Source organism: Pontibacillus sp. ALD_SL1 (genome assembly GCF_017355605.1).
The window spans coordinates 1,854,350-1,867,877 of the sequence record NZ_CP062974.1; the positions used below are offsets into that span (position 1 = coordinate 1,854,350).

General features: G+C 37.6%; 12 protein-coding genes. 8 read left to right on the top strand and 4 right to left on the bottom strand.

What is annotated here, in order from left to right; genetic code table 11:
• Positions 1 to 28: 28 nt before the first annotated feature.
• Positions 29 to 1,072: a response regulator transcription factor gene (locus tag IMZ31_RS09305; protein ID WP_207530209.1), complete on the bottom strand. Its 1,044-nt coding sequence runs from the start codon at positions 1,070 to 1,072 to the stop codon at positions 29 to 31.
• Between the two features lie 2 nt (positions 1,073 to 1,074).
• Positions 1,075 to 2,901 carry a sensor histidine kinase gene (locus tag IMZ31_RS09310; RefSeq protein WP_207530210.1) on the bottom strand — a complete coding sequence of 609 codons (1,827 nt, stop codon included), beginning with the start codon at positions 2,899 to 2,901 and terminating at the stop codon, positions 1,075 to 1,077.
• Positions 2,902 to 3,042: 141 nt separating this feature from the next.
• Here IMZ31_RS09310 and IMZ31_RS09315 point away from each other — a divergent pair, with 141 nt between their 5' ends.
• The 6 genes from IMZ31_RS09315 to IMZ31_RS09340 are packed head-to-tail and all read left to right on the top strand — an operon-like array spanning position 3,043 to position 8,950.
• Positions 3,043 to 4,380 carry an ABC transporter substrate-binding protein gene (locus tag IMZ31_RS09315; RefSeq protein ID WP_207530211.1) on the top strand — a complete coding sequence of 446 codons (1,338 nt, stop codon included), beginning with the start codon at positions 3,043 to 3,045 and terminating at the stop codon, positions 4,378 to 4,380.
• A 29-nt stretch (positions 4,381 to 4,409) separates the two neighbouring features.
• Complete coding sequence (locus IMZ31_RS09320; RefSeq protein ID WP_207530212.1) at positions 4,410 to 5,357, top strand: carbohydrate ABC transporter permease; 948 nt, start codon at positions 4,410 to 4,412, stop codon at positions 5,355 to 5,357.
• Positions 5,358 to 5,380: 23 nt separating this feature from the next.
• On the top strand, positions 5,381 to 6,208 hold the full coding sequence (locus IMZ31_RS09325) for a carbohydrate ABC transporter permease (protein ID WP_207530213.1): 828 nt from the start codon (positions 5,381 to 5,383) through the stop codon (positions 6,206 to 6,208).
• Positions 6,209 to 6,242: 34 nt separating this feature from the next.
• Positions 6,243 to 7,166, top strand: a complete 924-nt coding sequence (locus IMZ31_RS09330) for a hypothetical protein (protein ID WP_207530214.1) — start codon at positions 6,243 to 6,245, stop codon at positions 7,164 to 7,166.
• A gap of 14 nt (positions 7,167 to 7,180) precedes the next feature.
• On the top strand, positions 7,181 to 7,957 hold the full coding sequence (locus tag IMZ31_RS09335; RefSeq protein ID WP_207530215.1) for a sugar phosphate isomerase/epimerase family protein: 777 nt from the start codon (positions 7,181 to 7,183) through the stop codon (positions 7,955 to 7,957).
• Positions 7,958 to 7,960: 3 nt separating this feature from the next.
• Positions 7,961 to 8,950 (top strand): Gfo/Idh/MocA family protein, encoded by a 990-nt coding sequence (locus tag IMZ31_RS09340; protein ID WP_207530216.1) that lies wholly within the window; start codon positions 7,961 to 7,963, stop codon positions 8,948 to 8,950.
• A 226-nt stretch (positions 8,951 to 9,176) separates the two neighbouring features.
• Here IMZ31_RS09340 and IMZ31_RS09345 read toward each other — a convergent pair whose 3' ends face one another.
• The gene (locus tag IMZ31_RS09345) at positions 9,177 to 10,061 is read right to left on the bottom strand and encodes an LAGLIDADG family homing endonuclease (RefSeq protein ID WP_207530217.1); all 885 of its coding nucleotides are present in this window, start codon (positions 10,059 to 10,061) and stop codon (positions 9,177 to 9,179) included.
• Positions 10,062 to 10,478: 417 nt separating this feature from the next.
• A complete protein-coding gene (locus IMZ31_RS09350; protein WP_207530218.1) occupies positions 10,479 to 10,772 on the bottom strand; it encodes a Dabb family protein in 294 nt (97 codons plus the stop codon).
• A 355-nt stretch (positions 10,773 to 11,127) separates the two neighbouring features.
• On the opposite strand from IMZ31_RS09350, the gene IMZ31_RS09355 reads away from it, so the two are divergent.
• Entirely contained in the window at positions 11,128 to 12,315 is a 1,188-nt protein-coding gene (locus tag IMZ31_RS09355; protein ID WP_207530219.1) for a CaiB/BaiF CoA transferase family protein, read from the top strand.
• Positions 12,316 to 12,328: 13 nt separating this feature from the next.
• The gene (locus IMZ31_RS09360; protein WP_207530220.1) at positions 12,329 to 13,522 is read left to right on the top strand and encodes an acyl-CoA dehydrogenase family protein; all 1,194 of its coding nucleotides are present in this window, start codon (positions 12,329 to 12,331) and stop codon (positions 13,520 to 13,522) included.
• Positions 13,523 to 13,528: the final 6 nt, after the last annotated feature.

A 13,528-nucleotide genomic window follows, 5' to 3' on the forward strand; every position in this document is an offset into this window, starting at 1 on the left:
TGCCCCTGAATAACGAGGCAACCTTTTGTTATTCAACTCCAATACGTTTTCTGTATTCAGTTGGAGTATATCCGGTGATTTTTTTGAAGGTCTTTGTAAAATGTGGGTAATCGACATAACCAATGGTATCTGCAATTTCATATGTTTTATAGATCGGATTCTTTAATAATGTTTTGGCTTGATCTATACGTAATTTTGTTACAAATTGCTTATAGCTCTCTCCCATTTCCTTCTTAAACTCCATACTGAAATAGGAAGGAGACATATCCACTATGTTTGCTACTTCATGTAGGGTCAATGTACTTTCTTTGAAATTTGCCTCTATATAACGAGTGGCAGAAAGGATATTTGCTTTATGACCAATATTTCTTTTTTGCTTTAGAAAATGGACCCACTTTTTGCAATGTGTAATCAGGTGGTCCGGAAGAAGATCAGTCTCATTAGGGAATGGTTTATGAGATGGTAGAGTGTATGAGGTGCGATTCTCTAAATTAGTCGTAATATTAGTGAATAAATCCTGATAAAAGTCGTTTGTGCGGGTAGTGGTAAACCCTTTATCTTGTAAAGCTATGTCGACCTCACTGATTCTCTCAACAAGTTTCTCCTCTTCAAGCATCCACACTAGATTACTGATCTCCTTAGCTGATGAGTTTATTAACCCCAGGCGCTTCTGACGCTCAGCATAGGAGGGGTGCTCTTGTTGGATCTGATTATAAACAGCATCTAATGTAGAGAGAAATAAATCTGGTTTAATGGGTTTCAAAAGAAAATCACTTACGCCATACCTTAAAGCTTGTTGGGCGTATATAAATTCATCATACCCTGATATGACGATAAACTTCACTTGATGATCTACAGACCTTACTTTTTGAATGAAATCTAAACCATTTAGTTTGGGCATACGTATATCCGTAATGATTAGATGAGGATGGTACTTAGAAACCAGCTCCATAGCTTCTTCACCATCATTTGCTTCGCCTACGATCTGAAACCCTGTTTCATTCTTATGAATTAAAGCTGAAATACTCCGCTTAATTAATTTCTCATCATCCACTGTAATGACTTTGAACACAATTACGCCTCCTTTATTGTATCTTCCATACGTAAAGGCAAACGGATTTCAATAACTGTACCAGATTGGTTAGACTTCTTGATAAACAATCCATAAGGAAACCCTAATTCAGAGTGAATTCTCTTATGAACGTTTAAGAGTCCAATACGTTTCGTCGTTCTATAATCTTCGGGTGGCTCTGTATTGTGTATAAAGGCATAGTTATATGCTTCTGTGGTTTCAGCTACCATGCCCTTTCCGTGATCAACTAGGTATAAAAGGTAATCACGATTGACTTTCTTCCCGTATATTCCAATAAAAGTTGGAACTAAGGAATGTTCTTCATAACCATGGGAGAATGCATTTTCGATTATTGGTTGAATCGTTAACCTGGGTATCAAAACATTTGAAGTCAATGATTCGTCTACCTCAATGGACACATTTAGCCCTTCAAAACGTTCCAGTTGAATTTGAAAATAAGCTTTAATATGCTGCAATTCCTCTTCTAGCGAGACGACCTTCTTCGTATTGCTAACATTGTAGCGAAACATGTCAGCAAGAGAGGTCGTCATGCGACTAATTTCCATTTGATCTTCAATTATGGCATAGGAATTAATGATCTCTAGCGTGTTATATAGAAAGTGTGGATTAATTTGAGACTGCATCGCCTGTAACTCCGCTTCTTTCGTTTTAATGTGTAATTCCTGTTCTTTTAATTTCGACAAGCGGATCTGCTGTATGAGCTCAGAAAGTTTCTCCGTCATACTGTAAAAACTGTTATATAAGTCACTAATCTCATCTTCTTGGTAAAGGGCAAGGGGACGAGGCTTTTCTGTTGGGAACTTTCCAGAAGCTACTTCTCGCATGAGTTTTTGTAGATGCTGTAAGGAGTAAGTTAATGTGAAAGAAAAACCTCCTACGAAAAGAATAGCAAGTCCTATTAAAATTAAACCTACTAGAATGGTGAAGTTTCTAAGAGTCACTAACCTAGTCATCGCCTCTTCTAAAGGAACGCTAGCCATGATCATCCAATTGGTATTTGGGAGCGATTCTTGAACCAGTAAGGTTTTTTGCTTATCATGCTGAGTAATATAAGAAATGTTCTCCTTCGTATAGTCAGATTGGAACGGTTGGCCTAATTGGTTTCGAAGCGGATGATAGATAATTGTATCATCTTCATTTACTAACCACACCTCATTGAAATGATCATCTGTAATCTCATTCAATATAGAAGCAATTTGGCTAAGATGCAGGTTTACTATGAGTAAGCCAATGGTTTCATATGTGTTTTTATCATATATTTTTTGAACAATCGTTAGGATAGGAGTAGATTTATAAAATTTTAAATCTAGTAGTTCATAACTCTCAAATTGTTCATGGTTGTTCCATAAATCTATATTTCTCTTTTTAATCTCATCAATATCAATAAATTCCTTCACCTGAGAGTAATTATGTTCTTGCCTCCCATCTTTGCTGATTAACGACAGGCCAAAAATATCAGAACGTCCGTTTAGGATTTGTCCAAATATCTCTTCTTGAATTCTTTTCGTTTCAATATACTGTTCGTAACGTGTATCAGGGGTATGATTAGATTTCAAATAGTTCTGTATAGAAGTGCTACTTAGAAGGGGAGTCGTGGCTTTTTTTAAGTCAGCCAAATAAAAAGATAAGTATTCCTTGGTTTGGTTGAGAAGTTGTTGACTGGCATGAACCGCATTATCTTGTATAGCAGTGGTTGTTCTTTCGTACCAAATGTATCCGAATACTAGCAGGGGAGTACATACAAAGATAATGATTACCCATAACAATTTAGATTGAATGGACCTTCTATGAAAGAGATCATTCTTCAAGAGCTATTCACCCCTTCATTGTGGTTTATATTTGATACATTTTTGAAAAAAACACAACAAATCAAATCAATGTCTATTCTGTAATTTCAACTTTACTACTAAGATAATCGTGTAAGCGTTAACAAAAGAGGGGGAGAAGGAATGAAATATTCACTGAAATTTGGCCTTTTACTTTTACTTTCTTTTATTTTAGCTTTTGCTATGGCAGGATGTAGCAATGAATCGGATGCTGACAGTGATAATTCAGACGAGCAAGTAGAGATTAAGCTAGGATATTACTCATCTGGTAGTGCTGATGAAAAAATGGAAGAGCTTATTGATCAATTTGAAGAGAAACACCCTAATATTAAAGTCACCACACAAAATGCCCCTTATTCTCAGTTCTTTCAGAAGTTAGATACTCAAATTGCAGGTAACAATGCTCCAGATGTATGGTTATCTGACGGTGTGCTTGTATCAAAGTATGCTGAACGTGGAGCAGCAAAAGATGTAACGGATTGGATTGAAAGAGATTTAAACAAAGATGAGTACTATGGACTTGATTTTAATAAAGACGCTAGCGGAAAGTACTTTGCTGTTCCACAAGGTATTCAAATTGGAGCCTTGTTTTATAACAAGGATATGTTTGATGAAGCGGGTGTAGACTACCCTGATGATACTTGGACGTGGGACCGACTACAAGAAACTGCAGAACGGTTAACCATTGATGCTAATGGTAAGCGAGCAACGGATGATGGTTTTAATTCTGATGCAGTCAATCAATATGGGATGACGTTCTTTAACATCACAGAAGGATGGATGCCAGTATTGAAGTCTTATGGTGGTGGTGTTTTGGATGAAGAGTTAAAGAATTCTGTGATTGATTCTGAAGAGAATAAAGAAGCTATGGAATGGATCGTTGAAGGAATGCAGAAAGGCGTCTTAACAGATCCATCTGACCTTCAAAGTTTCCAAAGTCCAATGTCACCGTTCCCAAGTGGTACTGCAGCGATGAGGATCGGAATATATGCCAGGGTGCTAGCAGCAAATGAAACAGGAATCAATTACGATGTTACTGTGTTGCCTAAAGGTCCAGGCGGGAAGCGGTTCGCTCCTGTAATTGCAAACTCTTGGATTGTAAATAATAATAGCTCAGACAAAAGAGCAGAAGCAGCTTGGGAATGGGTCAAATTCTGGGTTACAGAAGATGAAGTCCAAAAGGAATGGGCTGAACTAGGTGAAGCGGTACCCGTGAAGAAATCTGTTGCCAACTCTGATCTATTCTTAAACTCTGGTGATAACAAGATTAATAAGCAAGCATTCTTAGATAGCTTTGAATTTGCAGGTACACTCGATACCAATGCTGTATGGTCAGAGTGGCTTCAGAAGTTTAACGACAACATAAACAGAGCCTTTTTAAATGAAACAAGTATAGAGGAGGCATTACAACAGGCAGATCAGGAAGTGATGAAAGTTTTGGATGATTTTTATAAGGAATAACAAAATTTAATGAAGAAAGTGTGTCCTAGATGCCAAAACTTGTACATCGAGTAAAACCCTTTAAAAGTCGCAAACAAAAGAAGTTAACAGCAGAAGGGAGATGGGGATTCCTTATGGTTTCCCCATACCTTATTCAATTCGTTGTATTCTTGTCATTTCCTCTAGCTGCGTCCTTATATTTTAGTTTCTCGAAATACGATATGCTAAATGCTCCTAAGTGGATCGGAGTTGAAAACTACACATCTCTCATACAAGATCCAGTGTTTCATAAAGCGCTTTGGAATACCTTTTACTTTACGATTTTGTTTGTACCAGCACAAACGATTCTCGCATTACTTCTTGCTGTTGCGCTTAATCAGAGTTTAAAAGGGTTAAAGTTTTTTAGAATTGCTCATTTTATCCCTGTTATTTGTTCTTGGACCGTTGTCCTCTACGTGGCAGATGCCATTTTAAATCCACGTTTTGGGCTTGCAAATACAATCCTTGTGAAATTAGGAAACAACCCGCAAGCATGGCTAAGTGATGAAGCATTGATCATCCCTGTTCTTGTTGCTGTCGCTGTTTGGAAAGGGGTCGGTTACATGATGATTATCTTTTTAGCTGGCCTTCAAAATGTACCAGAGGATTTGTATGAGGCAGCTGAAATAGAAGGGGCAGGGGTTTGGAAGAAATTCAGACACGTAACAGTACCATTGATTTCAGGGACTACGTTTCTCGTATTAGTCCTAACAACAATCACAACTTTTCAATCCTTTGAACAAATCTATGTCATGACAAGTCATTTAGGTGATGTAACTTCTGCAGGGGGCCCGAATAACGCTAGTATGGTTCTGATGCTCTATTTATTCCAACAAGGCTTTTCATTCTTAAAGATGGGGTATGCTTCTGCAATTGCGTGGGTGTTGTTTATCATCTTATTTGGCATCACGATGATTCAACTAAAGTTGCAAAAGAAGTGGGTTTACTATGAGAAATAGTCTGTTATGTTGGGGTGTTGATCATGTTTAATCGATCTAAAAAAAGAAAGGCAATTAGCTATACGGTCATCCTGTTTAGTTCTCTGCTTATGCTAACACCACTTGTAAGTGCAGCACTTAATTCATTAAAGTCCTACAAAGAGTACACCGCAATTCCAGTACAATGGATCCCAAATCCCTTTCAGTGGCAGAATTACATTGAAGTATGGAAAATGACTTCAATGGATACCTATGCGTGGAATAGTTTCATAGTAACGGTCTTATCGGTTATAGGAGCGTTACTTTCATGTTCAATGGTAGCCTATGCATTTGCAAGACTTGAGTTTCCATTTAAAAATTCATTGTTCGTAATGGTGCTCGGGACACTCATGATTCCACCAGTGGTTATGATCATTCCGCAATTTATGATCTTTAATCAGTTAGGACTCGTAGATACACTTGTGCCTTTATGGATTCTTGAATGGCTAGCTCAACCTTTTGGTGTGTTCTTAATGCGGCAAGCCTTTCTTGCCATTCCGAAAGAGTATGATGAAGCAGCCAAACTGGATGGTTGCAATCCGTTCCAAACTTTTGTGAAAGTCTATTTGCCTATGTGTAAGCCACAATTAGCTACACTCACGATCTTCACGTTTATGACAAAATGGAACGAAATCATGGCGCCAGTTATTTATCTTTCTTCAGAAGATAAATTTACGTTCCCGATCGGCATCTTATCAATGTCTGGAGCTTGGTTTGGCCAAGAACAGTATTTAGTTGCTGCAGCTCTAATGTCTCTATTACCAATTTTGATCGTTTTCTTATTCGCTGAGAAATATTTTGTGAAAGGAGCTAGCTCTTCTGGGCTTAAATAGCTTAGAAGGTACTGAAAGAAGGATGTGAAGGAAAATGAATTTTACTGTATTGCTGATTGGTTGTGAAGAAATCGTTAAGAAAGTCATGGAGTTTAAGTACCTATATCAACAATTTACGTTCGTTCCGTATATCGATCAGGCAGATCAGCCATTTTCAGAAGACGTAAACCAATTTCACGCAATTGTACTCGCCAATCCTCTAAAGTTTCCGAAAGAACTTTTAACAACTATTGAACACATACCAGTCTTTACACTTGCGATCTCTGAAAGCACTCTTTACTCGAGTCTATTTAAATGTAGTTATGAATACGTTCCTGAACAAACAGGTCATTATACGATTAGTGTTGACGCAATGAATCTTGCCCATTCTAGTATATCTGAAGAGCTCTCCGGAAAAGGAATTATCTTCACTGAATACAAAGAGGGAGGGAGAGATCAGGTTTTAAGGCATCATGTTGAACTATGGAACAAAAGGCAAGCTCAGTGTGTTGTCACATGTGATCCCTTTATTAAAGATCAATTAGAGGATTTGAGCATACCTGTACACTTGATTGTGCCAACCCAAAAATGTATAAAACAATCCTTGAATCATGTTACAGAAGAGGTTAGACAGTATGCAATCCAAGAGAAAATCGAGACTAGTGAAAATATTCGGTTGGAAAACCCATCGGCTTTTCAATTGATGCAAGATCTAAGGGTAAGTGCAAAAACACTTCACAGGCTTCAGTGCCTCTGTTATTCGAATGGGAAGAATACCATTACAACTTCAGAACTTGCCAAAGGATTTTCAATTACCCTTCGGAGCGCCAGAAGAATCTTATCTAATCTTGAGCATCACCGAATTGCTACAGTGATTGGAGAGGAACAATCGAATAAACGAGGACGTCCAAGGTCTATATACCGAATAGATTTGCAGCCTTTCCAAGAAGAGATCCTTTCTAACTGTAGCTATCATTAAAAAGGGGAGAGTTCATGCCAAAGATTCTCTTAAATACTGTTTTATTGGAGAAAAACCGTTGGGAAGATGGCCAAATACCTTCTATTCAAGTTAGTAAATGGGTACACGCTATAAAGGAAGAAGGCTTTGATGGGATAGAATTGTGGCAAAATCATGCCCTAAAAGCAACAGATTATGAGCGAGCTGAATTAAAGCATAGTGATTTGTCTATTGATGTGTTTAACTCATATATAAAATTTGAAGATGGATATGAACAGGAGAGGGAGAAAATCGTAAATTTAGTACATGAGCTTAAATGTAAGGCAGTTAAGTTTAACTTAGGTCATTCAATGGAGCATATAAACATGTATATTTCACATGTGAAAGACATGTTAAATCAATTGCCTGACTCATGTCAGCTTCTGTGTGAATGTCATCCAGGAACGATTATGGAAGACCCAGAAACAGCTTACCAGTTTCTTGACCAAATCGGTTCTAATCGAGTGAAGGCGATTATTCACCCTTTTCATAATCAAGTAAATATAGAAGAATGGTTTCAACACTTAGGTTCATCTATTACACACGCTCATGTCAGTCTGTACAATAACAAACTGTTTCATCTGTTGAGCAGAGAAGAATCGTTTGTGAGAAAGCGTATAACTAAATTACATGAACATCAGTTTACGGGGTCTTATTCAATTGAATTTACAGCTGGAGTAGCATCAAGAGATGAGAATACTAATGAAGTATTTTCCAACGCGAGTGAAGATCATGCTCTATTACGTCAACTAACTTCAGAATTAGGAGTATAGCTTATGAGCTTATCGATATGTGTAATTGGAGCTGGGATTATAGCGCAACACCATTTGAAAGCGATTAAAGAAATCACTGGTACTCAATTGTTAGCTGTGGCAGACAACGACTCTAATAAAGCCATGAATATAGCTGCAAAGAGCGGTGTTAAAGGGTACACATCATATAAAGAAATGATCGTGAAAGAAACACCAGACCTCGTGATTATTACTCTTCCACATTTCCTCCATAAGGAAGCAGCACTTTTCTCCGCGAAAGAAGGATGCCATATCTTGTTAGAGAAACCAATGGCTTTAACCACTGCTGAATGCGATGAGATTCTGCAGTGTGTAAAAGATAACGGTGTAAAGCTTATGGTTGCTCATACTCAACATTATCTAGCAGAAAACATCACGGCTAAAGAATATATAGAGACTCATGATTTAGGGCCGCTATTGATGGTAAATGACTCAAGGTTCGTTCCATATTTTGATCCTGACCGACCGAAATGGTTCTTGGAGAAAGAAAAGGCAGGAGGGGGGATCTTTATGAACCTTGGAACTCATTCAATTGATAAGATTCAGTGGCTCACAAATTCAATTTTTACTTTTGTGAAAGCGAATTTATACTACCCGAAGGCCATCTTACAAACAGATGTAGAAGGGAGTGGGACGGTTTATTTGGAAACGGGTACGGGCGTGCCTGTAACGATCTCAATGTCTGGATTTTCTGTTGTGCCTACACAGCGAACTGAATTCATTTTTGAAAAAGGTATAGTGAAAGTTGAAATAGGAAAAGGAGTATTTATTACTCAGGAAGGAAAATATACAGCGCTAAAGGTTCAAGAGTTACCGGATCCGTTTGTATTGCAGCTAAAAGATATGATTCTAACTATTCATGGAGATCAAGATAGTAATGGGAACTATGCGAAATTATTGGTTCGTACGATTGTAAGTATTTATGAATCGAATGATCAGAATAAAGGATTAACTATGAATGATGATCATTTATAATATAGATTAAACTTTTAGATGAATGGTTTTAAGTGAATGAAACTTAATTAGTATTATATAAAATTCACGGTATAAATGTTATAAATTATCGTATTAAAAATATAAATCTCATCTCAATATCAAGAGTATACTTTGGTTATGAGATGAGATTGTTGATTCAGTAATGACTACCGATAATATATATTATGTTAACTAGAAAATAAAAAAATAAAAGAAGTGATGTATGTCATCTTCTCTCTTTACTTTCTATATTTATTATAACCCATTCTCTAATGCTCAATTCAATTAATTCGTTCATCCTAATATTTGATTGTTTAGCGATTGTTTTAGCATTTTCTAATAATTTTTTATCATAAGTGGTTTTATATTGGATGCGATCCTGTGGTTTTGATCTCTCCAAATGTTTAATATTCCCATGATCAAGGATCGATTTCAATGCTTCTTCAATTATATAATTGCCATACTTTCCTCTTTTTTTCGCTTCATGTCTTACGCTATCTAATAATTCCTTACTAACGTTTGTTCTAAATTTAACCCTGTTAGATGTACTTTTATGTTCGGGGTTCTTCATTAAATCTCTCTTATGATAGACACAGTCTTCTATGGCATGTTGATACACAATATCTGATAGCTTTAATAAGTCTTCTTTTCCTTTCACCCATACGCGATAATATACTTTTTGAGAACTGCTTAACTGTCGAGTTAAATTGCAACGAAGCTCCCAAGCTCGGAATGTTTCAAGAATTCCTTTTGCAAAGCTTAGACTTGCAGAAGTAACATTCATTACATAACCTTCTCGATCTACCCAACCATCTCCATCAATTACTCCTCTAATAAATGATGATAAGTAATCCTTTGGAACATATGGAAAGCGCACAGTTCTTGACTTATTTGCGAAGATCCCTAACCTTTCTAAGTCTTTTTTGATGATCTTTGAATTAACATTTAGAACAGATACCTTTCGTGTGGATACTGGTTGTATTATTTCATATTTAGCATCCATAAACTTTGCAACCAGTCGCAACAGTCTCTCATCTTTTTGAGAAAATGAAATACTATTCGATTGATTGACACACCCATCTGTGATAAAAAGCCCTAATACCCATGCCATTTGGTGACTCCAGTTCTTGAAAAAATCTTCGTTCACAGCGTGTTTCCTCGGTTGTCCTGAATATTGCTCACGATTCATCTTCACATTATTCTTATACATAATATTACGTATTGCGCGATCTGATAACCCTGAGAGAACTGACATCTTTTTGAAAGGTGTCCCCTTCTTGTATAAGTCTATAAGGTACTGATCTGATATACCAGGCTCACGAGGCATAATAGCGCCACTCCCTCTTTAGTTATTCAGGTAACGAAAGGAATATATTTGTATATACCCATTATACAAACATATGTTCTCGGAGTCGAGTTTTAGCACTCGGGATGCCTATATAACTAACGGAGAGTGAAAAAGGAATACGCCTAACATGAAGTAAGGCGCATTTCTTTCTATAAAAACAAACAATATTGTAAGGAAGATCTACATTTCAAAATCCACAACTAAAATATCAGAAAGCCCAATTTCTTTTAAGTATGCAACCACTTCCTGATGCTTCTCATGCGGTCCGTATTGCTCAAGAGCTTCCTTGTCTTCGAAGCGTACTGTTAAGCCTAATTCGTACCCTTTGTTTCGATCTGAGAAATTCAAGCCAGCTTGTATATCGATAATGCCTGGAATTTCGTGTCGGAGAGATGTGAGTCTTTTAATAGCTTCATTTTGTTGTTCTTTTGTTGTCTGTTCCTCAAATTTGAATAAAACGATATGTTCAATCACTGATTTCAACTACCTTTCTTTTACTCAGGTTTTCCTTGATATTATACCACTTATCGCCTATTTACAACCTAACCATGAGTTTTAGTCACAGAAAAGAAAAAATCTATTTACTTTATTGTCAGAATATTTTAAAATTAAATAAAGGCATGAATCTGTCTCAAAGTCTATCCCAGGCAAGAACAGACGGATTTTCCTTTTACCACACTTATTTTTCATAACATTAAACTGTTTACCTTGCTCCCCTGCCCTCTTTAAGGACAGGAATCAGCAGGTCAAAAGCCAGTTTGAATTCACGCATATACATGTGTGTAATTCAAGCTGGCTTTTTTATTCGGTATAAGGAGCGTGATATAACGTGAGCACTTCTTTAGAAGGTATTCGAGTCCTGGACCTCACGCGCGTTTTAGCAGGTCCCTATTGTTCCATGATTCTTGGAGATCTTGGTGCTGAAGTGATAAAAGTTGAAGCCCCAGGAGGTAGTGATGATACAAGGAAATGGGGGCCACCGTTTCAAGAAGGTGTTAGTGCTTATTATATTTGCACCAATCGAAATAAAAAAAGCATTACGGTCAATTTAAAATCAAAAAAAGGAAAGGAGATCATCTATAAATTAGTAAAAAGAAGTGATGTAGTGATGCATAATTTTAAAACAGGTACAATGGAGCGTCTTGGTTTAGATTACAAGTCATTAAACGATATAAACCCGCGTATCGTATATTGTTCGATTACAGGCTTCGGAGAAACGGGTCCTTATCAACATCTCCCAGGCTATGACTTTATCATTCAAGCTATGAGCGGACTGATGAGCATTACAGGCGATGAACAATCAGGTCCTCAGAAGCTAGGAATCGCCATTACAGATGTTCTTACAGGGCTTTATGCATGTATTGGTATACAGAGTGCTCTTATTGAACGAGAGAAATCAGGAAAAGGACAAATGATTGATCTCTCTCTTTACGATGCAGCGGTATCCTCTCTTATTAATATTGGTAGCAACTATCTTATGTCTGGAGATGTTCCAGAGAGATTAGGAAACCATCATGCCAATATCGTCCCATATCAAACTTTTTACTCGTCCGATGGAGAAATGGTGATTGCAGTTGGTAATGACAGGCAATTTAGTTCTCTTTGTAAACTGATAGACTATCCTGAACTCTCAGAGGATCCTCTTTTTAAAACGAATCCTGATCGAGTTGCTCACCGCCAGCAACTAACACCACTATTACAAAAAGCATTCTCAAAGCAACCAACCGCTTACTGGAAAGACCTCTGTCATAAAGAAGGTGTCCCCTTCGGACCTATCCAAACAATAAATGAGCTTGTAGAGGATCCACAGTTAAAAGCTCGGAATATGCTTTTAACTGCTTTACACCCTAAAGCTGGTGAAATTCGGATGATTGGAAGTCCTTTAAACTTATCACGAACCCCAACATCTTTATTTGCCCATCCCCCTGAACCAGGAGAGCACACAACAGAAATATTAGATGCTCTTGGATATAGTGAAGAAGAAATTAAACGAATGAAACACGATCAATCAATATAAGGAGATGATTACGATGAACTTTGAATTATCAGAAGAACAAGAAATGCTTCGTAAAACAGTCCATGACTTTGTTGATCATGAAATCATGCCCCATATAGGTGAATGGGATGCTAAAGGTCACTTTGACATGAATACTTTGAAAAAAATTTCTGAACTTGGACTAATGGGCGTATGCATCCCCTCTAAATACGGCGGAAGTGGGATGGATTATAATTCTTTAGCCATCGTGTGTGAAGAGTTAGAACGTGGCGATACAGCCTTTCGAACTGCTGTATCTGTGCATACAGGTTTAAATAGTATGACATTACTTCAATGGGGAAATGAAGATCAGAAATTAAAATACCTGGTCCCTCAGGCTAAAGGTGAAAAGGTTGGAGCATTTGGGTTAACAGAACCTGGTGCTGGATCTGATGTGGCATCTTTACAGTCGACAGCGAAGCGAGATGGTGATGATTATATTCTAAATGGACAAAAAACATGGATCTCCCTTTGTGATACGGCAGATCATTTCCTTGTATTTGCCTATACGGATAAGGAAAAAAGCCACCATGGAATTTCATGTTTTATCGTCGAACGCACTATGCCTGGATTCTCCTCTAAAGCGACGAAAGGGAAACTTGGTATCCGAGCAGGGAACACGGGAGGATTATTTTTTGATGATGTACGCGTACCAAAGGAAAATCTACTCGGAAAAGAAGGCGATGGCTTTAAAATTGCCATGGCTGCACTCGACAACGGTCGATTCACAGTAGCTGCTGGAGCATGTGGGCAAATTATGGCGTGCCTTGAAGCGAGCGTAGACTACTGCCATGAACGCAAGACATTTGGAAAAGAAATCGGAAAACATCAATTAGTAAAACAAATGATTGCGAATATGGAAGCTGGTCTTCAAATGAGCCGCTTGTTAGTTTGGAAAGCTGGTGAGTTAAAGAATAGTGGTAAACGGAATACCCGTGAAACCTCGTTAGCTAAATGGCAGGCGTGTGATTTTGCAAACAAAGCAGCGGATGATGCTGTTCAAATCCATGGCGCATATGGGTATTCAAATGAATATCCTGTTGAGCGCTACCTGCGTAACTCTAAAGCTCCAGTCATTTATGAAGGAACTAGAGAAATTCATACAATCATGCAAGCGGATTATGTTCTGGGGTATCGTAAAGACAAAGCTCTTGATCACATGCTCCCTGAATGGCCATTTGAAGATTAGGAGGAG

What these genes read in the sequence shown, in the direction of transcription:
- IMZ31_RS09325 (WP_207530213.1), top strand. Translation starts at nt 5,381, where the DNA reads ATGTTTAATCGATCTAAAAAAAGAAAGGCAATTAGCTATACGGTCATC.
- IMZ31_RS09315 (WP_207530211.1), top strand. Translation starts at nt 3,043, where the DNA reads ATGAAATATTCACTGAAATTTGGCCTTTTACTTTTACTTTCTTTTATT.
- IMZ31_RS09360 (WP_207530220.1), top strand. Translation starts at nt 12,329, where the DNA reads ATGAACTTTGAATTATCAGAAGAACAAGAAATGCTTCGTAAAACAGTC.
- IMZ31_RS09340 (WP_207530216.1), top strand. Translation starts at nt 7,961, where the DNA reads ATGAGCTTATCGATATGTGTAATTGGAGCTGGGATTATAGCGCAACAC.
- IMZ31_RS09345 (WP_207530217.1), bottom strand. Translation starts at nt 10,061, where the DNA reads ATGGCATGGGTATTAGGGCTTTTTATCACAGATGGGTGTGTCAATCAA.
- IMZ31_RS09320 (WP_207530212.1), top strand. Translation starts at nt 4,410, where the DNA reads ATGCCAAAACTTGTACATCGAGTAAAACCCTTTAAAAGTCGCAAACAA.
- IMZ31_RS09335 (WP_207530215.1), top strand. Translation starts at nt 7,181, where the DNA reads ATGCCAAAGATTCTCTTAAATACTGTTTTATTGGAGAAAAACCGTTGG.
- IMZ31_RS09330 (WP_207530214.1), top strand. Translation starts at nt 6,243, where the DNA reads ATGAATTTTACTGTATTGCTGATTGGTTGTGAAGAAATCGTTAAGAAA.